The sequence below is a fragment of the Streptomyces sp. NPDC033177 genome, assembly GCF_055577715.1.
Map to the genome: position 1 here is coordinate 523709 of NZ_JBVIPS010000003.1, position 20507 is coordinate 544215.

Annotated in this window: 17 protein-coding genes and 1 pseudogene; 10 read left to right on the plus strand and 8 right to left on the minus strand. The window is 70.3% G+C overall.

Features of this window, described 5'->3' with window-relative positions; genetic code table 11:
• Nucleotides 1–392: 392 nt before the first annotated feature.
• Nucleotides 393–1802: pseudogene (locus ACZ5U5_RS13585) on the plus strand (alpha-amylase); the annotation flags it as partial.
• Nucleotides 1803–1986: 184 nt separating this feature from the next.
• Nucleotides 1987–4692: a pullulanase-type alpha-1,6-glucosidase gene (pulA, locus tag ACZ5U5_RS13590; RefSeq protein ID WP_469020321.1), complete on the plus strand. Its 2706-nt coding sequence runs from the start codon at nucleotides 1987–1989 to the stop codon at nucleotides 4690–4692.
• A gap of 305 nt (nucleotides 4693–4997) precedes the next feature.
• Here pulA and ACZ5U5_RS13595 read toward each other — a convergent pair whose 3' ends face one another.
• Together ACZ5U5_RS13595 and ACZ5U5_RS13600 are read right to left on the minus strand one after the other, a co-directional pair.
• Entirely contained in the window at nucleotides 4998–5135 is a 138-nt protein-coding gene (locus ACZ5U5_RS13595) for a hypothetical protein (RefSeq protein WP_469020323.1), read from the minus strand.
• A gap of 278 nt (nucleotides 5136–5413) precedes the next feature.
• Entirely contained in the window at nucleotides 5414–6325 is a 912-nt protein-coding gene (locus tag ACZ5U5_RS13600; protein WP_469020871.1) for an MBL fold metallo-hydrolase, read from the minus strand.
• A 172-nt stretch (nucleotides 6326–6497) separates the two neighbouring features.
• On the opposite strand from ACZ5U5_RS13600, the gene ACZ5U5_RS13605 reads away from it, so the two are divergent.
• The 5 genes from ACZ5U5_RS13605 (at nucleotide 6498) to ACZ5U5_RS13625 (ending at nucleotide 10273) form a co-directional block, all read left to right on the plus strand.
• Nucleotides 6498–6707 carry a hypothetical protein gene (locus ACZ5U5_RS13605; protein WP_469020325.1) on the plus strand — a complete coding sequence of 70 codons (210 nt, stop codon included), beginning with the start codon at nucleotides 6498–6500 and terminating at the stop codon, nucleotides 6705–6707.
• Nucleotides 6694–8094 (plus strand): amidase, encoded by a 1401-nt coding sequence (locus ACZ5U5_RS13610; RefSeq protein WP_469020327.1) that lies wholly within the window; start codon nucleotides 6694–6696, stop codon nucleotides 8092–8094. The genes ACZ5U5_RS13605 and ACZ5U5_RS13610 overlap by 14 nt, the downstream gene beginning before the upstream one ends.
• A gap of 53 nt (nucleotides 8095–8147) precedes the next feature.
• Nucleotides 8148–8708 carry a TetR/AcrR family transcriptional regulator gene (locus ACZ5U5_RS13615; protein ID WP_469020329.1) on the plus strand — a complete coding sequence of 187 codons (561 nt, stop codon included), beginning with the start codon at nucleotides 8148–8150 and terminating at the stop codon, nucleotides 8706–8708.
• A gap of 255 nt (nucleotides 8709–8963) precedes the next feature.
• Nucleotides 8964–9845, plus strand: coding sequence for an MEDS domain-containing protein (locus tag ACZ5U5_RS13620; protein WP_469020332.1), 882 nt, complete (start codon nucleotides 8964–8966; stop codon nucleotides 9843–9845).
• The gene (locus ACZ5U5_RS13625) at nucleotides 9845–10273 is read left to right on the plus strand and encodes an ATP-binding protein (protein WP_469020333.1); all 429 of its coding nucleotides are present in this window, start codon (nucleotides 9845–9847) and stop codon (nucleotides 10271–10273) included. Before ACZ5U5_RS13620 ends, ACZ5U5_RS13625 begins: the two co-directional genes overlap by 1 nt.
• Before the next feature lie 27 nt (nucleotides 10274–10300).
• On the opposite strand, the gene ACZ5U5_RS13630 is transcribed toward ACZ5U5_RS13625, so the two are convergent.
• Nucleotides 10301–11008 (minus strand): class I SAM-dependent methyltransferase, encoded by a 708-nt coding sequence (locus ACZ5U5_RS13630; RefSeq protein ID WP_469020336.1) that lies wholly within the window; start codon nucleotides 11006–11008, stop codon nucleotides 10301–10303.
• An 84-nt stretch (nucleotides 11009–11092) separates the two neighbouring features.
• Here ACZ5U5_RS13630 and ACZ5U5_RS13635 point away from each other — a divergent pair, with 84 nt between their 5' ends.
• A complete protein-coding gene (locus ACZ5U5_RS13635; protein ID WP_469020337.1) occupies nucleotides 11093–11713 on the plus strand; it encodes a helix-turn-helix domain-containing protein in 621 nt (206 codons plus the stop codon).
• Nucleotides 11714–11731: 18 nt separating this feature from the next.
• Here the strand turns inward: ACZ5U5_RS13635 and ACZ5U5_RS13640 are convergent, their stop codons facing one another.
• The gene (locus ACZ5U5_RS13640) at nucleotides 11732–13789 is read right to left on the minus strand and encodes a phosphocholine-specific phospholipase C (RefSeq protein ID WP_469020340.1); all 2058 of its coding nucleotides are present in this window, start codon (nucleotides 13787–13789) and stop codon (nucleotides 11732–11734) included.
• 101 nt (nucleotides 13790–13890) lie between these two features.
• Here ACZ5U5_RS13640 and ACZ5U5_RS13645 point away from each other — a divergent pair, with 101 nt between their 5' ends.
• The gene (locus ACZ5U5_RS13645) at nucleotides 13891–15060 is read left to right on the plus strand and encodes a damage-control phosphatase ARMT1 family protein (protein WP_469020342.1); all 1170 of its coding nucleotides are present in this window, start codon (nucleotides 13891–13893) and stop codon (nucleotides 15058–15060) included.
• A 324-nt stretch (nucleotides 15061–15384) separates the two neighbouring features.
• A complete protein-coding gene (locus ACZ5U5_RS13650) occupies nucleotides 15385–17067 on the plus strand; it encodes an ABC-F family ATP-binding cassette domain-containing protein (protein WP_469020345.1) in 1683 nt (560 codons plus the stop codon).
• Between the two features lie 14 nt (nucleotides 17068–17081).
• Here the strand turns inward: ACZ5U5_RS13650 and ACZ5U5_RS13655 are convergent, their stop codons facing one another.
• The 4 genes from ACZ5U5_RS13655 to ACZ5U5_RS13670 form a co-directional block, all read right to left on the minus strand.
• Nucleotides 17082–17591: an RDD family protein gene (locus ACZ5U5_RS13655; RefSeq protein WP_469020346.1), complete on the minus strand. Its 510-nt coding sequence runs from the start codon at nucleotides 17589–17591 to the stop codon at nucleotides 17082–17084.
• A gap of 175 nt (nucleotides 17592–17766) precedes the next feature.
• Entirely contained in the window at nucleotides 17767–18327 is a 561-nt protein-coding gene (locus ACZ5U5_RS13660; RefSeq protein WP_469020348.1) for a DoxX family protein, read from the minus strand.
• 83 nt (nucleotides 18328–18410) lie between these two features.
• Complete coding sequence (locus ACZ5U5_RS13665; protein WP_469020351.1) at nucleotides 18411–18827, minus strand: hypothetical protein; 417 nt, start codon at nucleotides 18825–18827, stop codon at nucleotides 18411–18413.
• Nucleotides 18828–18912: 85 nt separating this feature from the next.
• On the minus strand, nucleotides 18913–20463 hold the full coding sequence (locus ACZ5U5_RS13670; RefSeq protein ID WP_469020352.1) for an alpha/beta hydrolase: 1551 nt from the start codon (nucleotides 20461–20463) through the stop codon (nucleotides 18913–18915).
• Nucleotides 20464–20507 lie beyond the last annotated feature (44 nt).

The window sequence follows — 20507 nt, forward strand, 5'->3', positions numbered from 1 at the left end:
GAGGTCCCCGGTGCCGGCCCCGGACGGGGCAGCGGGGTGATGACGTGGCGCCGGGGCCTCTCCGTCCCACGACTCCGGTCCGGACGGCCGGGCGCGTGGGGCCCGTTGCCGGGTCCCCCGGCCGTCCGGACCGGAGTCGTGGTTGAACGTAACACCGTCGCAATGTCTTGCGAAAGGTTTTGCGGGGCGTGAACTCCCGGGATCACGCATCTGACGCCAGAGTGTGCGCCGAGGGTTGACCGGGGTTCTTGAGGGTCGTACGGTCTCGACCGAAAACGGCGTTGAAATGTTTCTGCAACATCCTTCAACGGCCTTACGGGCACGGCGCGTTGCCGGACAAGGTCACACCTCACTCAGGCAAAGGTCACACCTCACTCATGCAGGAGGCCCTCATGGCTGGCCGGAAGTCCAGAGTCCGCAGACCCGCCCGCAGACCCCTCGCCGCCGCTCTCGCCCTGGTCGCGGGAGCCGCGGGCAGCATCGTCGCCGGAGCACCGCAGGCACAGGCCGCCCCGCCCGGAGGCAAGGACGTCACCGCAGTACTCTTCGAGTGGAAATTCGACTCGGTGGCCAAGGCGTGCACCCAGCAGCTCGGCCCCGACGGCTACGGCTACGTCCAGGTCTCGCCGCCCCAGGAGCGCATCCAGGGCGAGGCGTGGTGGGCCGCCTACCAGCCCGTCAGCTACAAGATCGGCACCAGGCTCGGCGACCGGGCCGCGTTCAAGAACATGGTCGACACCTGCCACAACGCCGGGGTCAAGGTCGTCGCCGACGCGGTGATCAACCACATGACGAACGCCAACGGAACCGGCTCGGCGGGATCGTCCTTCACCAAGTACGACTACCCGGGCACATACTCCGGCGCCGACATGGACAACTGCCGCTCAAACATCAGCAACTACCAGGACCGCTGGAACGTCCAGAACTGCGAGCTGGGCGGCCTCGCCGACCTCGACACCGGTGAGGACTACGTCCGGGGGCGGGTCGCGGCCTACCTGAACGACCTGCTGTCCCTGGGCGTCGACGGCTTCCGGGTCGACGCGGCCAAGCACATACCCGTAGACGACTTGAAGAACATCAAGTCGCGGCTCAGCAACCCCGGGGCCTACTTCAAGCAGGAGACGATCTACGGGGCGGGCGAGGCGGTCTCCCCGGGCGAGTACACCGCCACCGGCGACGCCCAGGAGTTCCGCTACGGCTGGGACCTGAAGCGGGTCTTCAACAACGAGAAGCTCGCCTACCTGAAGAACTTCGGCGAGGGCTGGGGCTACATGCCCGGCGGTTCAGCCGCCGTCTTCGTCGCCAACCACGACACCGAACGGCACGGCCAGACCCTCAACTACAAGGACGGTGCCAACTACACCCTCGCGCACGTCTTCATGCTGGCACTGCCCTACGGCTCACCGGACGTGCACTCCGGCTACGAGTTCAGCAGCAACGACGCGGGATCGCCCAACGGCGGCCACGTGAACGCCTGTTACAGCGACGGCTGGAAGTGCCAGCACGCCTGGCCCGAGATCAAGAGCATGGTCAAGTTCCGCAACACCGCCCGCGGGACCGGCATGACCAACTGGTGGGACAACGGCAACGACGCCATCGCGTTCGGCCGCGGCGACAAGGCGTACGTGGTCATCAACCACGAGGGCTCCTCGGTCGGCCGGACCTTCCAGACGTCCCTCGCCGCGGGCAGCTACTGCGACATCCAGAGCGGCAGGAGCGTCACCGTCAACGGCTCGGGCCAGTTCACGGCCACCGTGGCGCCGAACACCGCCCTGGCCCTGCACACCGGGGCCAGGAGCTGCTGAGCCCCGCCTGACTGTCGTACCCACCGAGGCAGGCCGCCCGGCATCCGCTTCCCCGCCGCCGGGCGGCCCACCCCCGACTCGGGGCTCCGCCCCGGACCCCGCTCCTCAAACGCCGGAGGGGCTGATATCTGCCCCCAGCGCTCACTTTCCGCACCCCGCAACGCACAAGGAGAAGTTCCCCTTGACCGGCTCCCCCCGCCGCACCCTCGTCACCACGGCCCTCGCCCTGCTCGCCGCGGTCGCACCCCTGACGCCCTCGGCCGTCGCGGCTCCCCGGGCATCGGCCGCCGCCGACGCGCCCGCCGCACTCGACCTGTCCGCCTCCCGGGCCCAGTGGATCGACAAGAACACACTCGCCTGGGAGGTCCAGGGCGACGCCGCCTCGCAGGAGCTGGTGTACGCCCGCGACGGGCAACTCGCCGTCAAGGACGGTGAACTCACCGGCGGGGTGAGGCGGATCCGCCTCACCCCGGCCGAAGGCGGCCTCACCGACGCCCAGCGCAAGAAATACCCGCACCTGAAGAGCTACGCCGCCTTCACCGTCGACCCTCGCGACCGCGACCGCATCCGCCACGCCCTCATCGGCCAGCTCATCGCCACCCGCAGCAGCGCCGACGGCACCCTGCTGACTGCCACCGGCGTCCAGACGCAGGGCATCCTCGACGACCTCTACAGCGCCAACGCCACCAAGGCCGCCCTCGGTCCGCAGTTCCGCGACGGCCGCCCCACACTCGCCCTGTGGGCCCCCACCGCCCAGTCCGTGAGCCTCGAACTCGACGGCAAGCGCGTGGCGATGCGGCGCGACGACGCCAGCGGCGTGTGGTCCGTCGCCGGCGCGAGGAGCTGGACGGGCAAGCAGTACCGGTACGTCGTGAAGGTGTGGGCGCCCAGCGTCCAGAAGGTCGTCACCAACAAGGTCACCGACCCCTACTCCACGGCGCTCACGGCCGACTCGCGCCGCAGCATCGCCGTCGACCTCGGCGACCCGAAGCTCGCCCCCAAGGGCTGGGAGCAGCTGAGGAAGCCGAAGGCCGAGCCCCTGCGCGACGCGCAGATCCAGGAGCTGCACATCCGTGACTTCTCCATTGAGGACCGCACAGCGCGCCACCCCGGCAAGTACCTGGCCTTCACCGACACGAAGTCCGACGGCGTGCAGCACCTGCGCAAACTGGCCAAGGCAGGCACCTCCTACGTCCACCTGCTGCCGGCCTTCGACATCGGCACCATCCCCGAGCGCGAAGCCGACCAGGCCACGCCCGGCTGCGACCTGACGGCGCCCGCCCCGGACTCCGACGAGCAGCAGGCCTGCGTCGCCAAGACCGCCGCCAAGGACGCCTACAACTGGGGCTACGACCCGCTGCACTACACGGTGCCGGAGGGCAGCTACGCGAGCGACCCCGACGGGACCCGGCGCACGGTCGAGTTCCGGCAGATGGTCCAGGGCCTCAACGGCTCCGGCCTGCGGACCGTGATGGACGTCGTCTACAACCACACCGTGGCGAGCGGCCAGGCCGACAAGTCGGTTCTCGACAAGATCGTGCCGGGTTACTACCAGCGGCTGATGGCGGACGGCACGGTCGCCACCTCCACCTGCTGTGCCAACACCGCGCCCGAGAACGCCATGATGGGCAAGCTCGTCGTCGACTCGCTGGTCACCTGGGCCAAGGAGTACAAGGTCGACGGCTTCCGCTTCGACCTGATGGGCCACCACCCCAAGGCCAACATCCTGGCCGTCCGCAAGGCGCTCGACGCGCTGACCCTCAAGAAGGACGGCGTCGACGGAAAGAAGATCGTCCTCTACGGAGAGGGCTGGAACTTCGGCGAGATAGCCGACGATGCCCGCTTCGTCCAGGCCACGCAGAAGAACATGGCGGGCACGGGCATCGCCACCTTCTCCGACCGCGGCCGCGACGCGCTGCGCGGCGGCGGCCCCTTCGACGAGGACCCCGGCGTCCAGGGCTTCGCCAGCGGCCTGTTCACCGACCCCAACGCCTCCAAGGCGAACGGCACTGTGGCCGAGCAGAAGACGAGGCTGCTGCACTACCAGGACCTGCTGAAGGTGGCGCTCACGGGCAACCTCTCCGCGTACACCTTCACGGACTCCTCCGGCCGCAGGGTCAAGGGCTCCGAGGTCGACTACAACGGCGCACCGGCCGGATACGCGGACGCCCCCGGCGACGCGCTGTCCTACTCCGACGCGCACGACAACGAATCCCTCTACGACGCACTCGCCTTCAAGCTGCCCGCGGACACCACGGCCGCCGAGCGCTCCCGCATGCAGGTGCTCGCGATGGCGACCTCGACCCTGGCCCAGGGCCCTTCCCTGTCCCAGGCCGGCAGCGACCTGCTGCGCTCGAAGTCCCTGGACCGCAACTCCTACGACAGCGGCGACTGGTTCAACGCCCTGCACTGGGACTGCGAGGACGGCAACGGCTTCGGACGCGGCCTGCCCCCGGCCGCCGACAACAAGGACAAGTGGGCTTACGGAAAGCCCCTGTTGACGTCTCCGAACCTGACCCCGGGCTGTGCCGAGATCAACGGGACCTCGGCCGCGTACCAGGACCTGGTGAAGCTGCGCGCGACCGAGCCCGCCTTCTCCCTGGCCACGGCCGACCAGGTCCAGTCTCGGCTCTCGTTCCCGCTCTCGGGCACATCCGCCGAGACCCCCGGCGTCATCACCATGCAGCTCGGGAACCTCGTGATCGTCTTCAACGCGACCCCGCAGGCACAGGACCAGCGGATGACGGGCCTCAAGGACACCGCGTACGGGCTGCACCCCATCCAGGCGCAAGGCGCCGACCCGGTGGTCAAGGCGGCTTCGTACGAGCGCGGTTCAGGCACGTTCAGTGTCCCCGCCCGCACGGTCGCCGTCTTCGAACGGGGCTGAATCAGGGCCTGACACGGCCCCGCGAATCATCCGGCCCGGGCTGACGGCGCGTCGCCCCTCCCACGTACCCCCGCTACGACGCCAGTTCCGCAGGTGCCACCGCTCTTTCGACGTCAACGATGTCTCAGGCACCGGCAGGTCAGCTGGCAGCTGCATCAGCCCGGTGAGCACGGTCAGGTCCAGCAGCGGACCCACGTCCTGCCTTGCCCGGCGCTCCACCTCTGCGGTGTTCAACCGGACCGATCGCGGCCGTCGGCTGCCTCGTCAAGCGGATCGTCGCCGTAGGGCGTGAACCGGGCGAAGTTCTACCGCCTACGGCGGCGGTGAGACCGGTGGCTCAGCCAGATGCGGGTGGCGATCAGCACCAGCACCACCACGCCGAACGTGATCCGCATCCACGGCGGGATGGTCCCCGCGTCGGGGAGGTAGGCGACGAGAGTCATGGGCGCCACAGCTCCTTGGCGTCAGCTTGGCCGGCACGGATTGAGTACATCTGGCACCGGTACATCCCGGGCGCAGCACACTACGGCGCCGACACCGTGCACGACGCCTACGGCGGACAGGAGTGTGGCGCCTTCACGCGCACGGAGTACGTCACCGTCGTCAGCAACATCCTCCCCGGTCGAAAGGGCCAAATCGCAAGGGTCTTGACGTTGGGGCCACCTGAAAGCCTTGCCGACCCGGAGGGGCACGGGTCCTGCGTCCTAGCGAGCCGCCGCCCCTAGGACGAGGGCACGAGCCGGTAGGAGTCGCCGTCGGTGATCACGTGGCCTGCTGTGGGGGGCGGGAAGTGGCTGCCCAGGAGGAGAGTTGGGGTGCCGGCGAGTTCGCTCAGGAGCTGGTGGCGGGTTCTGGTCGCTGCCGCGGGGTCGATGTCGACGCAGCTGCCCAGGTCCGGGTGGACCAGTTGGACGGGGTGGTGGATGCAGTCGCCGGTGATGAGCGCGCTCTCGCCGTGGCTGCGCAGTTCCACCGCCACCTGGCCAGGTGTGTGGCCCGGGGTGGGGCGCAGGCGCACACCCTGGGCGATGTCGGTGCCCCCGGCAGGGACGTCGACGAGGTCGAGCAGGCCGGCTTCCCTGATGGGGTGCACGGAGTCCCGGAACATCTGGCGTCGGGGCTCGTCCATGTCGACGCCGGACCAGTAGTCCCACTCTGTGCGGGCCGTGAGGTAGCGGGCGTTGGGGAAGGTGGGCACCCAACTCGTCCCGTCGGAGCGGGTGTTCCAGCCGACATGGTCGGTGTGCAGATGGGTGAGGACGACGAGATCCACCGTTTCGGGGGTGAAGCCGGCCTGCGTCAGGCGCGTGAGGTAGTCGCTGTTCAGGTTGTCCCAGGCGGGGTTGGCCCGCTGCTTGCCGTTGCCGATGCCGGTGTCCACGAGCACACGCAGCCCGTTGACCTCGACCGCGAAGCTGTGGCTCGCCAGCCGCAGGACGCGTTGTTCGTTCGCGAAATCCGGTTGCAGCCAGGGGGACCGGGCGACGATCTCCGGGGTCGCTCCCGGCAGCAGCCACGGTCCCGTCTGTGAGGGGAGGGACACCTCGTCGATGCGGTGCACGGTGAGGTCTCCGACCGTCCAGGCCGGGGCGCCGGGGTGGGGGCTGGACGTGGCGTGGTGTGCGGCGGTCATGGCCATGCGGTGATCCTTTGGTCGGCCGAGTGGCGGGCCCGGAGCTAAAAGCAACGGGTTTGCGTTAACGCAGCGTAGGTCCTATCGTCTCGTTAAAGCAAACCGTTTGCGTTTGAGTTTCGCCGGGGCGGGCCCCCCTCCCGGCACAGCGCCACGAGTCGAGAGGCCGCACATGAATACCGCCGAACTCACCCCCGAGGAGGCCGCCCGGGGCGCGCTCCGAGCGGGCCTGCCACTGGGGAGCGACCGTCACGAGGTGGTGGCGGCGACCGCCACGTACATCCAGTCCGTGATCGCCACGCTGCGCGAACTGGACTTCGGCGACACCCCGCCCGCGATCTCCTACACGGCAGGACAGGAGGGCACCGATGCAGCCGTTTGAGCTGTCCCTGGCGGATGCCGCCCGTGCCATGACCGCGGGGGATCTCTCCCCGGTGGAGCTCACCGATTCCGTCCTCGATCGCATCGGAGCCGTGGAGGAACGCCTCCAGGCGTACGTCACCGTCGTGGCGGACTCCGCCCGCGCGGCGGCGGTCCGGGCCGAGCGCGAGATGGCCGAGGGGGAGTCGCGCGGCCCCCTGCACGGCATACCCATGGGCCTGAAAGACCTGATCGACACCAAGGGCGTTGCCACGACGGCCAGTTCGCGCGTCAGGGCGGGCCACGTCGCCGCACGCGACAGTGCTGTCGCCGCACGCCTGTCCGAGGCAGGCGCCGTATTGCTGGGCAAGACCCACACCCACGAGTTCGCCTACGGACTGACCACCCCCCAGACGAGCAACGCCTGGGACCACGGCCGCGTCGCGGGCGGATCGAGCGGGGGCTCGGCCGTCGCCGTCGCGGCGGGGGAGGCCACCTTCGCGCTGGGCACCGACACCGGCGGCTCGATCCGCGTGCCCGCGGCACTGAACGGCGTGGTCGGCCTCAAGCCGACGTACGACCTGATCTCCCGTCAGGGGGTGACCTCCCTGTCCTGGTCCCTGGACCATGTAGGCCCCCTCACCCGCACGGTGCAGGACGCCGCGCTCGTGCTCGCCGCCTTGACGGGGCGGGAGCGTCCCGCCTCCGCCGCCCCGGGGGGTGAAGCCCTCCCGGAGGGCGACCTGACGGGGCTGCGGGTGGGCGTGCCCCGTAACTACTACTTCGAGCGGATCAGCCCGGAGGTCGAGGAAAGCGTGCGCCGGGCCATCGGGCAGCTCCAGGAACTCGGGGCCGAACTCGTCGAGGTCGAGATCCCCCTGGCGCGCTACATCCAGGCCACCCAGTGGGGCCTGATGGTCCCCGAGGCGACCGCGAACCACGAGCGGACGCTTCGCTCGGTACCCGATCTGTATACGGCGGAGGTCCGCGTACTGCTGGAGGCGGGCGAATTCGTGTCCGCCGGTGACTACCTGCGAGCCCAGCGCGCGCGGACGCTGATGCGCGAGGCATGGACGCGGCTGCTCGGCCGCGTCGACGTGATCGCGGCTCCGGCGGTGCCGATGACGGCTGCCAAGGCCGACCAGGAGAGCGTGGAGTGGGCGGACGGCACGGCCGAGACCGTCTCCGACAGCTACGTCCGTCTCTCCGCGCCCGCCAACATCACGGGGATGCCGGCGCTGACGCTGCCCGTGGGCCAGGACGGCGCGGGCCTGCCGATCGGCATGCAGGTGATGGGGCGCCCGCACGACGAGGCGACCGTGCTGCGGGTCGGCCGCGCCTACGAGGTGGCTGACTCCGGTGCCGCCACCGGTGTCGGGGCGGGCCGGCTGGCCCCCATCGTGGCGTGAGCGTGACCCCAGCTAGAAGCAACGAATTCGCGTTAAGGCGTTAGGGTGGAGCCATGAGTCCCAAGCCCATGGTTCGGCCCGGAGGGCGCAGCGCCCGCGTCCAGGAGTCAGTCCACGCGGCGGTCCGCGAGCTGCAGACCGAGCTGGGGCGCGAGGCGCTGACCGTCCCCCTCGTCGCGGCGCGCGCCGGGGTGACGCCGTCGACGGTCTACCGCCGGTGGGGCGACCTCCAGGAACTCCTGTCCGACGTCGCGGTGGAGCACCTGCGCCCCGAGGCGCCCCCGGCCGACCTCGGCGCCCTGCGGGCGGACCTCGGGGCGTGGGCCGAGCAGTTCCTCGACGAGATGGCCTCCCCGCCCGGGCGCGCGTACATCAGGGACGCTCTGCTCGGAGACCCGGACGGGAGCAACGCCGGCCAGTGCTCCGCCTACGCCGCCGAACAGATCGACATCGTCCTGGCGCGCGCGGCGGAGAGGGGCGAGGCCGTACCGGACACGGAGCGGGTCATCGACCAGGTCGTGGCGCCGATGATGTACCGCATCCTCTTCCGCCCCAGCCAACTGGACGCCGCCTACGCGCGCGCACTCGTCGACCGGTCCCTCGCGACATCCTGAGCCCGCATCCCCACCCGCATCCGCATGCGCACCCGTACCCGACGGCGGTCGACGGCAGGCAAAAACATGACGGCATCCGACGAACAAAACCCGCACCCAAGGGATCGTCCGGGCGCACTCCCGGTCGTCAAGAGAGTGCGCCTCGTCGGCTAACTGTCGCCCTCCTTGGGAATATGCCGCCGTGAGGTACGGACCGCTAGCGTGTGGCCCGCAGTTGTTCCCGTCGGGTCGTCGTCTCGGCCCCGGAGGTGAGAGATGGCGGATGCCGCTTCGGCGTCGGGCGGAACAATCCCGGTCCAGCATCTACGGGCGGGCGACCACGCGTTCGTCAGCTACGACGACGACGATGCGGGCCGCGACGTGGTGTCTGCCTTCGCGTGGGCGGGTCTGGTCAAGCGGGAGAAGGTGATGGTCTTCGCCGCTCCGCACATGGACGACGAGGAGGTGTGGGGCCGCCTCGATGCTCCGGGCGCCCTGCTGGGATCCGCCCGGAAAGACGGGCAGTTGGTGCTCAGCAGCATGCGCGCCCTCATCCACCCCCAGGACGCGTTCACTCCCCTGCGGCAGTGGGAGCGCATCACGGAGGAGACCGACCGGGCCTTGGCCGAGGGCTACAGCGGGCTGCGCACCTATATCGACATGCACTGGGTGGGGCACCTGGGCGCCGATGTCGAGGTGATGATGCACCGCGAATCGCACGCCCAGCATCTGTTCACCGACCGCCCCTACACCGAGATCTGTGCCTACGACCGCCGCTGGTTCGCCCCGAACGTCCTGACCGCGATGTACGAGGCGCACCCCTGTCGGCTGCTGCCCCGCCTGGGGGCTCTGCACGCGGAACAGGCGGACGGCCTTGTGCGGTTGGTCGGCGAGGCGGACGTCGCCACCCGGGAGGAGTTCATCGCCGCCGTGCGCCAGGGGCTCAGGGACGGCGCGGATTCCCGCCGGCCGCTCGTCGTGGACCTGAACGGACTCGTGTTCCTCGGCGTCGCCTGCGCCGTGGACCTGCTGCGGCTGGTCCTGGAACACCCGCACGGCCCGGTCCAGGTCACCTGTCCGCCGACACCGGCCCGCATACTGCGCCGAGCAGGTGCCGACCAGGTGCCCCACATGGTGATCAGCGAGGTGGACCGCTGATGACGAGCACCTCGGACCCACGCGAGATCCCCCCTGTCACCCTCCTGGAATCGCGCTTCACCCAGGACGATCTGCCCCGGCTGCGGATGCTCGTGGACCAGTACGCCGACCACCAGGGACTGACCGAACCGCGGCGCAGCGATTTCATCGTGGCCCTGGACGCGGTCGCGGTGAACGCGGTCGAGCACGCGGGCGGCGGCGGCATGCTGATCCTGCAACGCAGCAACGGCCATCTGGCCTGCCACATCCACGACGGGGGCCCCGGCTTCAGCGCCGACGTCATCCCCGAGCTGGCTCCCGGCCTGGACGGTCACCCGGGCGGCCGGGGACTGTGGCTCGCAGGCCTGCTGACCGACGAACTCACGATCTCGGCGGGCCCCACCGGCAGCAAGGTGACCCTGACCGTGCGCCTGCCCCAACACGGGTAGACCCCCTGTCCGTCGGCGGGTTGACCGTCACCCGTTGGGCCGGCGGCGCCGCAGCTTGACGGTGTAGTTGGTCCGCGTGGAGGGCTTTCCGTCGGGGTCCGTCAGGGAGTGCTCATGGGTGTCGCAGACGAGCACGTCCCACTGCCCGGTCGGCAGGTCGAGCGAGGCCAGGACCTTCTGGGGGCTGGGGAAATCCACACCCGGGGGCGACGTGGTCTCCCAGGCGGGGAAGCCCATGTGGCCGACGATCAGGAGGGTGCCGCCCTCGGTGACGGCCGCGGCGGCGGCGCGCAGGATCTGCTCGCGCGGCATCTCGTGGAGGGAGTGCAGGAACTGCGCGGAGACCAGGTCGTAGCTGCCGGCCGGGAAGGAGACGCCCAGGTCGTGGTGGACCCAGTCGACGCGGTCGGCGACCTGGGCACGGTCCGCGTGCTCGGCGGCACGGCCGAGGGCGACGCGGGAGATGTCGGTGGCGGTGACGCGCCAGCCCTGCCGTGCGAGCCAGATCGCGTCGCCGCCCTCTCCGCAGCCCAGGTCCAGGGCGCTGCCCGGGGCGAGCCCTTCGGTCTCGCGGACGAGTGCGGCATTGGGCTCGCCGCTCCACAGGCGGCCGCTCTGGTTGTAGCGCTCGTCCCAGAACGCGGCGGCCGAATCCGCGGCGGGTGGGATGCCGGCGCCGTCGGTACGGGCGCCGTCGGCGGAGACGGTGGCGTGGTCAGCGGTGTGGTCGCTCATGCGGGGCTCCTTCTGCTCTGCGGCAACCCTGCGCGCGGCGGGGGCGGCTTGACAAAGTTGTTTGCTGAGCTGGCAAATGGAGAGATGAGCGACGACGCCCGACTCACGGATGTGCTGACCGCCGTCGGGCCGCGGCTGCGGGCGCTGCGGAAGGCACGCGGCGCCACCCTGGCCCGGCTGAGCGAGGAGACGGGGATTTCCCTGAGCACGCTCTCGCGCCTCGAGGCCGGACAGCGGGAGCCCACCCTGAAGCTCCTGCTGCCGCTGGCCAAGGCGTACGGCGTACCGCTCGACGAGCTGGTCGGCGCGCCGCAGACGGGCGATCCGCGCATCCACCCGCGGCCGTTCACGCGCCACGGCAACACGTGGGTACCCCTCACCCGCTACCTCGGCGGAATGCACGCGTACAAGCAGGTCATGCCGGTCCCCAGGAACGGCTCGCGGCAGGCCGCACGTCCCGAGCAGGGCATGCACGAGGGCTACGAATGGATCTACGTCCTCTCCGGGCGGCTGCTGCTCGCCCTGGGTGAGCATGACCTGGTGCTCACCGCGGGCGAGGCCGCGGAGTTCGACACCCGCACCCCGCACGGCTTCGCCAACGCCGGTGACATTCCCGTCGAGTTCCTCGCCCTGTACGGGGCCCAGGGTGAGCGCATGCACGTACGCGTCAGGCCGGGCGGCGACGAGGAAGCGGGCGGGGTCTAGCGCGCTTCCGCGGCCCGGTCAGCCGGTGCGGAGCGCGGGGTCGCTGGTGCCGGGCTTGCCCGTCTCGACGTGCCCCGCGAACCTGCGCAGGTAGGCGCTGTCGCTGTCGGACCGGACACGCAGGTCGTACCAGCGCTTGCTGTGGCCGAGATCGACCGAGCGGGACTGCCGGCCGCCTGCCGCGACGGTGAGTTCGGTGCTCTTGCCGCCGTAGGCGTTGGTGATGGTGAGGCGGCAGGCCGTCTTGGCCGGGTTGGTGACGGTGAGCTTCACGCGCCCGGTGTCCTGGTCGTGGCGGCAGGTGATCTCCGGGCTCGGGGTGGCGGCGGTGCCCTCGTACGTCCGCAGGTAGCCGTTGGGGCCGTGCACGCTCAGCTCGTACGCCCCGTCGGAAGGGTCCGTGCTCCAGGTGTCGGAGATCTTCTTGCCGGCCGCGGCGGTGTAGGTCCAGGGCCCGTCGTCGCGGTTGCCCGAGGTGACGAGGAAGCAGGCGCCGGTTTCGTCGCCCGGTGTGAAGGTGAGCTCGATGGTGCCGTCGGAGGGCTTCACGGCTGCGGTGACCAGCGGGGTGTATGGCAGGGGGCGGGTGGGCCTCGCGCCCTTCTCCTGCTTGGGCAGGGCGGGGGACGCGGGTGGCGAGGGTGTGTAGCTGTCGTGCCGTTCCTGGTCCGGTGGCTCATAGCCGTCGGTGCTCGGCAGGTCCGCGCGCCCGGTGTGTTTGAGGCCGAAGTCGAAGGCCGAGGTGAGGTCGCCGCAGATGGCCCGGCGCCAGGGGGAGATGTGCGGCTCGTGGACGCCGAAGCGGCGCTCCATGAACTGGATGACGGAGGTGTGGTCGAAGACCTCGGAGCAGACGTAGCCGCCGGTGGACCACGGGGAGACGACGAGGGTGGGGACCCGCATGCCGAGCCCGTAGGGGCCCGAGCTGTACTCGCTGTCGCCCGGGAAGAAATCGAGCTCGGTGTCGACCGTGGAAGCGCCCCAGGAGGAGTCGGCAGGGGGGTAGGGCGGCGGCACGTGGTCGAAGTAGCCGTCGTTCTCGTCGTAGGTGATGAACAGGGCGGTCCTGCTCCACACCTCGGGGTCGGACGTCAGTGCGTCCAGGACCTGCGAGATGTACCAGGCGCCGTAATTCGCGGGCCAGTTGGGGTGCTCGCTGAACGCTTCCGGAGCCGCGATCCAGGATATCTTCGGGAGTTTCCCGGACTTGACGTCCGCGCGGAGGTCGTCGAGGAGGTGGCCGCTCTTCTTGATGTTCGTTCCCTTGCGCGCCTTTTCGTAAAGGGGGTCACCGGGCTTCGAGTTCCGGTACTTGTTGAAGAACATCAGCGAGTTGTCGCCGTAGTTTCCGCGGTAGGCGTCCTCCAGGACGCCCCACAGTCCGTCCTCGGTGAGTCCGTCGCCGGTGTCCTGGTAGATCTTCCAGGACACCCCGGCCTTTTCCAGGCGCTCGGGATAGGTGGTCCAGTCGTAGCCGACTTCCTCGTTGCCGAGGACCGGGCCGCCGCCCTTGCCGTCATTTCCGGTGTGACCGGAGTAGAGGTAATAGCGGTTGGGGTCGGTCGCGCCGATGAACGAGGAGTGGTAGGCGTCGCAGACCGTGAAAGCGTCGGCCAGCGCGTAGTGGAACGGTATGTCGGCCCTGGTCAGGTGGGCCATCGTGCCGGAGGTCTTGGCCGCGATCCAGTCGTCGTACTTGCCCTTGTTCCACGCCTGATGGCCGGTTTCCCAGTCATGGCTCAGCCCGGCGATGAACTGCATTCCCAGGTCGTCGGCCTCGGGATGGTAGGGCAGGACCTCCTCGCCGCCACCGGACTGATGCCATACGGGCTTTCCGCTCTCCAGGACCATTGGGCGGGGGTCGCCGAATCCCCGAACGCCGCCCAGCGTGCCGAAGTAGTGGTCGAAGGAGCGGTTCTCCTGCATGAGGACCACGATGTGCTCGACGTCGTCGATCGATCCCGACCGGGTGGAGGCGGGGATGTCGACGGCGCGCATGATGCTGGCGGACAGAGCCGCGACGCCGGCGGTGCCACCCGCTGCCTGGAGGAAGCGTCGACGGTTGAATGCGGGCATGGAGCTGAACCTCTGGAACGTGGGGGATAGAGGGCGGGTCACCGTAGACCCGCGTGCCCACAAGCCGTCAAATAGTGAGAAGAAAAGGTGAAGGAGTACTCATGCCAGACGCAGTCGAAGCCCCCGTCATCCTGAGCGACGTACCCGGTTCCTTCTCAAGGAGCGTGCTCGCCGAGCGCCACCCCGCGCTCATCAAGAAGGTGCGCGACGCCTTCCCCTACGGGCCGCGGCAGCATCGCGCCCTCGACGCCCTCCTCGCCCAGGCCACGGAAGGCGTGATCGAGCCGCCGGGACCCGAGGCGCACGACCGTCACCTGTGGGAGGAATGGGGGCGTGAGTACGTCGGTCTGTCCTGGTTCGACGCCCCCTTCCTGTGGGCCGAGAGTTACTTCTACCGCCAACTCCTCGCAGCTGTCGGGTACTTCGGGGACGGTACCTGGCAGGGGATCGACCCGTTCCGTCCGTTCAAGCAGGCGGAACTCCACACCGATGAGGCCGACCAGGAACTGGCCGCGCTCGACCGGCTGGCCCCGCGGCCCCTCGACGAGCAGCGACAGGCCCTGCTCCTGGGCTCGCTGTGGGGCAACCGCGCCGACCTGGGCTTCGCCGTGGGCGGCGGCGGGGCCGGTGCCGCCGACTCACGCCTCGTCGCCGACGACTCCGAGGTGCTGTGGTCCCTGCTGCCCGAGGGCGGCGCGGCCACGCTGTGCCTGGTCGCGGACAACGCGGGACGTGAGCTGCTGCCCGACCTCATCCTCACCGACCACCTCCTGCGCCATCGCCGCGCCGAGCAGGTCGTGCTGCACGTCAAGCCGTACCCGTACTACGTCTCGGACGCCATGACCGCCGACGTCATCGACTGCCTGCGCCGCCTGACCGGCGCGCGGGGCGCCGCGGCAGAGGTGGGTGACCGCCTGTGGTCGGCCATGGGCACCGGCCGGCTCACCGTCCGCAGCCACGTCTTCTCCTGCGCCCCGCTGCCGTACGAGCGGATGCCCGACGACCTGCGCCAGGAGTTCGCCGAGGCCGACGTGACCGTCATGAAGGGCGACCTGAACTACCGGCGCCTGGTCGGCGACCGGCTCTGGCCCGCCACGACACCCTTCGAGGAGCCCACCGCGTACTTCCCCGGACCGGTGGCGGCCCTGCGGACGCTGAAGTCCGACGTGATCGTCGGACTCGACGGGCGGACCGAGGCGGAGCTGAACGCGGCACACGGTCAGGGCTGGCGCACCAGCGGCACCCGCGCCCTCATCCAGGCGCGGCGGTGAGCACGGCGGTGAGCACGGCGGTGATCTCAAAGCTTTGCCATTCCCTCGCGCGGTCGTTATCGTTTCCAGCGTCCTGTTGTCTCCGATAGAGGTGGACGTTGCGCATCTGAGGTTCGCGATCATCGCGCCGTACGGCCTTCGCCGTACGCCCGTCACGCCGCAGCCGGCCTTGCCGCCCTGCCCGTGACCCCGCGTGGATGCGACCTCGGTGCATGAGCTGTCCCTCTGTCTCCCGGACCGCCGCACCCCTTTTCTGCCGGTCGGTCGCCGCGTGGTGCTCGCATACGACGCCCCCCGCCCGCGCCTGCGACTGCGAGATCCATCATGTCTGTACCCACCACCCCCAGCGTCTCCCTGACGTGCTCCGCCCTGTCGTTCCAGTGGCCGGACGGCACGAGCGTCTTCGACGGCCTGTCCGTCAGCATCGGCCGGGGCCGCACCGGGCTCGTCGGCACCAACGGCACCGGAAAATCAACTCTGTTGCGCCTGCTGGCCGGACAACTGCGCCCGACCCAGGGGTCGGTGACCGTCGGCGGCAGCCTCGCCTACCTGCCGCAGAACATCACCCTCGACACGAGCCTGCGCGTCGACCAGGCCCTGGGCATCGCCGAGCGGCGTGACGCCCTGCGCGCCATCGAATCCGGAGACGTGCGCGAGGAGCACTTCGAGACGATCGGCGACGACTGGGACGTCGAGGAGCGGGCCCTGGCCCAGTTGGGGACCCTCGGCCTCGGCGACATCGGACTTGACCGGACCGTGGGTGAGATGTCGGGCGGGGAGACCGTGCTCCTGCGCCTGGCGGCGCTGCTCCTGGAACGCCCGGACGTGCTTCTCCTCGACGAACCGACCAACAACCTCGACCTGTTCGCGCGCCGCAGACTCTACGAAGCCGTCGACTCCTGGCGCTCCGGCATCCTGGTGGTGGTCAGCCACGACCTCGACCTGCTCGAACGCGTGGACCGCATCGCCGAACTGCGCGCCGGATCGGTGAACTGGTACGGCGGCGGCTGGTCCGCCTACGAGGAAGCGCTGGCCATCGAACAGGAAGCGGCGGGGCGGATGTTGCGGGCCGCCGAGGCCGACGTACGCCGCCAGAAACGCGAACTGGAGGAAACCCAGGTCAAGGTGGCCCGCCGCCAGCGGCACAGCAAGAAGATGGACGCCCAGCGGCGTGCCCCGCGCATCGTGGCGGGGGAGAAGAAGCGCTCCGCGCAGGAGTCGGGGGACAAGCTCCGGGGCCTGCACGAGGAGCGGCTCAACGAGGCGCGCGAGCGGCGCGAGGAGGCCGCGGACGCGATCCGCAACGACGCCGAGATCCGCGTCAGCCTGCCGCACACCGCTGTCCCGGCGGGCCGCACGGTACTGAGCGTGACCGAACTGCGCCCCAGATTCGGCAAGTTGAAGGAAGGCGACCTGCATGTGCAGGGGCCCGAACGGATCGCCCTGGTGGGCCGCAACGGCGCCGGCAAGACGACGCTGCTGCGCACCCTCACCGGGGAGCTGGCTCCCCTGTCGGGCGAGGTCAGGACATCGGTGCCGCTGAGGTTCCTGCCGCAGCGCCTGGACGTCCTGGACGACGGTCTGAGTGTCGCGGCGAACGTTGCCCGCCTGGCTCCCGGGCTCACCGACAACCACATCCGCTCGCAGCTGGCGCGCTTCCTCTTCAAGGGGGCACGCGCCGAGCAACTGGCGGGCACTCTCTCGGGCGGCGAGCGCTTTCGTGCCGCGCTCGCCGCGATGATGCTCGCCGCGCCGGCCCCTCAACTGCTGATGCTTGACGAGCCGACCAACAACCTGGACCTGGCCAGCGTGCGCCAGCTGACCGGTGCCTTGGAGTCGTACGAGGGTGCGCTCCTGATCGCCAGCCACGACCTGACGTTCCTGGAGTCGGTCGGTGTCACCCGCTGGGTGCTGGTCGGGGAGGACCTGGTGGAGACCACCGCGGAGGAGGTACGCGACCTTCTGGCGGCGCCGGGCCAGGGTGACGCGGGGGAAGCCTCGCCGTAGGCCGGGGCAGCGGATCAGCGGCCGGTGCGCGTGCCGGCTTCGGAACGAACCGTCCGACGCCGCACGCGCACTCCCACCGCGTCCTGCTGCTCCACATCGCTGTCCGTCGCCACGTGCAGAGGGACGAAGACGATCATCCAGTAGAAGCCGAACAGCCAACGGCCGGTGAGCCGGACGAGGCCGGGGCGCCGGCCGTCGGAGGCGCGTACGACACGCAGTCCCGTGATCAGCTTGCCGAGACTGACCCTGGCCGCTTGCGTGAGCAGGACGTGGTTGACGAAGGACACTCCGGCGGCCACGCCGAGGGCCAGCCCCCACACCGCGGGGGTCTGCGGCCGCAGTTCGACCACTCCGTCACTCACTTTCACACCGGTCGCCGCGCCTGCCGCGATGCCACACACCAGGGCGAACAGCGCGTCGATGACCGCTGCCGTGACTCTGCGCGCCTGCGAGGGGAGCTCGACACGGGTGGGGGCGTGGGTGGGGGTGCGGTTATGGGCGGGGGTGTGCTGCTGATTGACCACGGCTCTGATTCCGGTCTCTTCGCTGTCCAGTGTCCGAACGGGCCGGCACCTGCCCCCGCCTGGCCCGCACGCTACTGTCCGAGACCGCGCGACTGTTGAGCGGGGTGCTCCCCCGGCCCCCACCGGTCCGGGCCGAAGGCCCGTCCCGGCGGGGACGTCACGGGCTTCTTCCTGGTCAGTCGTGCAGGGCCACCAGGACCACGGCGGCCGAGACGGCGCCGAGGGCCACCGCGGCGATGCCGTGGGAGAGGCGGTGGGTGCGCGGGACCGGCAGGACGTGGTCGACGGCGAACCTGCCGGGGCCGGCGAGGGCCAGGCTCACGGCCGCGGTGAGCAGGATCAGGTCGTACTCGATGCCGGACGGGTTGAAGAAGCCGTTGCCCCACTTCATGGCGATGGCGTTGAGCATGATGCCGACGATGCCCGCCCCGGCGAGCGGGGTGAGCAGGCCGATGGCCAGACCGAGGCCGCAGAGTGTCTCCGTCAGACCGGCGACCGTGGCCATGGCCTTGGGGGCGGAGTAGCCGTCGCTCGCGAAGAAGCCCGCGGTGCTGTCGAGGCCCGCGCCGTTGAACCAGCCGAAGAGCTTCTGGCTGCCGTGCACGGCCATGGTCAGACCGACCGCGCAGCGCAGCAGGAGCAGACCAATGTCACCGCCGGAGTGCGCGGAGGCGAGCGGGGAATTGGGACCGCCCGGAGTGGCGGTGTAGGTGCGGGTGGAAGCGGAAAGGGGCATGCGGATCTCTCCTGGTGTCGATGAAGGCGATGTGGTGCTGCCGACCGGTCCTGTCGGCGGGGGTGCGGGCGGAGAGATCCCGTCTACGTTCTGATGACCTGGGTTCTGTAGAGGTCGACGGACGTCGCGTCCGGTGGAGCTGCGCCGGGCAGGGCCGGGGCCTCGTCCGGCGGCTCGTACGGCGCGGGCGCTGTCTCGAAGGCGGGCGAACTGGTCCGCTCGGGAGCGGGCAACGCCCCGCGCGGAGTCCTGTTCTCGCCCTCGTGACAGCCACGGCCACCGTCGCGGGACCGGTCACGGCCGCTGTCACGGCTGTCGGCCGCGCGCTCGGCATACGGGCCGAAGGCGACGGCGGTCGTGCCGCGGTCCTCGGTGACGGACGCGACCGCGGTGCCCGACGGTCCGTCGATCCCGAGCAAGGGGACGAGGAAGAGGAAGGCCATGGCGAACAGGGCCGTGCGCACCGCACCGCCCTGAGGTCGCGTCTCCCGTGTGGCCATGTCCGAGTGATGGTAGGCCAGAGTCGGCGGCGGGCACAGGAGGGAGATGAGGCACTTGCCGTGAACAGGGTCGTGCCCGTTGCCTCTACCGTCGGGCGCAGTCGATGTCCTGAGCGGGCAGGGCGCCGGTGCGCAGGTAGTCGTTGACCGCGCGGTCGGCGCAGGGGACGGGACGAAGGCCTTCGAGCCCGCGGCCGTAGACGCCGTGGGAGCGGATGTCCGCGGTGATCAGGCGGGAGCCGGTCAGCTTGCGGTGCAGGGCCAGAGCCCCGTCATAAGGGGTGTTGTTGTCGCGACGGGCCTGCAGCATCAGTACGGGTACGTCGTTGGCGATGGCCGTGCCCGGTTCGCGTGGCGCGGCGGGCCAGAACGCACAGGGGGCGATCATGCCGTTGACGTAGGGGCCGAACACGGGCTGGGTGCTGCGGCTGCGCTCGCTGTTCCGCCAGTACGTCTCCGGGTCCTCGGGCCAGCCGCCCGCGGGCCAGCCGCCGTCGCCGCACATGAAGAGCGCGCCGCCCACCATGCTGTCCGCCAGGTCGGGCGAAGCGAGCAGCTCCAGCCACGCGGCGAGCTCCGGGCCCGGCTCGATGGGCTTGCCCGCCGCGGCGTCGACCAGGTCACGCACCATCGCGGCCAGCGTCGGGTCGTTCTCCTCGTGCTGAACGGGCTGCTTCAACAGCAGCCGCAGGATGGGCGCGTTGAGGCGGTGCCCGTCGACATCGATCGGCCGGCGCTCGGCCTGTACGAGGAGTCGCTCGACGCGCGTCCGCACCTGAGAGGCCGTGCGGCCGAGCCCGTAGGTGTCGTGGCGCCGGGCGGTCCAGGCGGCCCATTCGTCCAGCGCTTCCTCGGCCGGTTCGCCGGAGCTCTGGAACAGTTCGTACTGGGTGGCCGCCGGGTCCGTCGAGGAGTCGATGACCATGCGGTCGGTGCGGCGGGGGAACATCTGGGTGTAGACGGCGCCCAGATCGGCGCCGTAGGAGATGCCGTAGTACGAGAGCTTCCGCTCGCCGAGGGCTGCCCTGATGACATCCATGTCCCGGGCCACGTTCCGGGTGGACGCGTGGGGCAGCAGCTCCGCGTTGTCCCCGTGCTCGTGGCAACGCCGCGCCGAGTCCCGCGCGCCGCGCACCGACGCGTCGAAATCCGCGCGTGGTGAGGTCGAGTGCCCGGGCGGGGCCGGCGGCAGGGCCGGTGCGCAGGTGATCGGGGAACTCTCGCCGAGGAACCGCGGGTCGAACCCGATGAGGTCGTAGCCGTCCGCCGACCCCTTCAACGCGGGTCGCAACGCGAGGGTGTTGGCGATCCCGCTGCCACCGGGCCCGCCGGGATTGGACAGCAGGATGCCGCGACGCTGCGAGGAGGCCTTGGCCTTGATGCGCGAGACCGCGATCTGCAGGGTGCGCCCGCCGGGAGCGGAGTAGTCGAGGGGGACGGTCACCTCGGCGCACTGCGCCCCGGCGGCGTTCAGCTCCTCCTGCGCCTTCGAGCACGGCCCCCAGCTGAGCCGCTGCTGGTGGTGCGTGGAGAGGGGGCGGGTTCCAAGGGGAGACTGCGCCACCGAAGGCACCGCTCCGGCAAGCAACCCGGCCAGGCCAAGACCGACCGCGAGTAAGGGGGTGGGGCGGCGCATCGTGCTCCTAGAGATCAACTGGCGCGAGAAACAGGGACGGGGCC

Coding starts and splice junctions, on each gene's coding strand:
- ACZ5U5_RS13670 (WP_469020352.1), bottom strand. CDS start 20,463: ATGCGCCGCCCCACCCCCTTACTCGCGGTCGGTCTTGGCCTGGCCGGG.
- ACZ5U5_RS13645 (WP_469020342.1), top strand. CDS start 13,891: ATGCCAGACGCAGTCGAAGCCCCCGTCATCCTGAGCGACGTACCCGGT.
- ACZ5U5_RS13615 (WP_469020329.1), top strand. CDS start 8,148: ATGAGTCCCAAGCCCATGGTTCGGCCCGGAGGGCGCAGCGCCCGCGTC.
- ACZ5U5_RS13620 (WP_469020332.1), top strand. CDS start 8,964: ATGGCGGATGCCGCTTCGGCGTCGGGCGGAACAATCCCGGTCCAGCAT.
- ACZ5U5_RS13665 (WP_469020351.1), bottom strand. CDS start 18,827: ATGGCCACACGGGAGACGCGACCTCAGGGCGGTGCGGTGCGCACGGCC.
- ACZ5U5_RS13605 (WP_469020325.1), top strand. CDS start 6,498: ATGAATACCGCCGAACTCACCCCCGAGGAGGCCGCCCGGGGCGCGCTC.
- ACZ5U5_RS13640 (WP_469020340.1), bottom strand. CDS start 13,789: ATGCCCGCATTCAACCGTCGACGCTTCCTCCAGGCAGCGGGTGGCACC.
- ACZ5U5_RS13660 (WP_469020348.1), bottom strand. CDS start 18,327: ATGCCCCTTTCCGCTTCCACCCGCACCTACACCGCCACTCCGGGCGGT.
- ACZ5U5_RS13595 (WP_469020323.1), bottom strand. CDS start 5,135: ATGACTCTCGTCGCCTACCTCCCCGACGCGGGGACCATCCCGCCGTGG.
- ACZ5U5_RS13625 (WP_469020333.1), top strand. CDS start 9,845: ATGACGAGCACCTCGGACCCACGCGAGATCCCCCCTGTCACCCTCCTG.
- ACZ5U5_RS13630 (WP_469020336.1), bottom strand. CDS start 11,008: ATGAGCGACCACACCGCTGACCACGCCACCGTCTCCGCCGACGGCGCC.
- ACZ5U5_RS13635 (WP_469020337.1), top strand. CDS start 11,093: ATGAGCGACGACGCCCGACTCACGGATGTGCTGACCGCCGTCGGGCCG.
- ACZ5U5_RS13600 (WP_469020871.1), bottom strand. CDS start 6,325: ATGACCGCCGCACACCACGCCACGTCCAGCCCCCACCCCGGCGCCCCG.
- ACZ5U5_RS13650 (WP_469020345.1), top strand. CDS start 15,385: ATGTCTGTACCCACCACCCCCAGCGTCTCCCTGACGTGCTCCGCCCTG.
- ACZ5U5_RS13610 (WP_469020327.1), top strand. CDS start 6,694: ATGCAGCCGTTTGAGCTGTCCCTGGCGGATGCCGCCCGTGCCATGACC.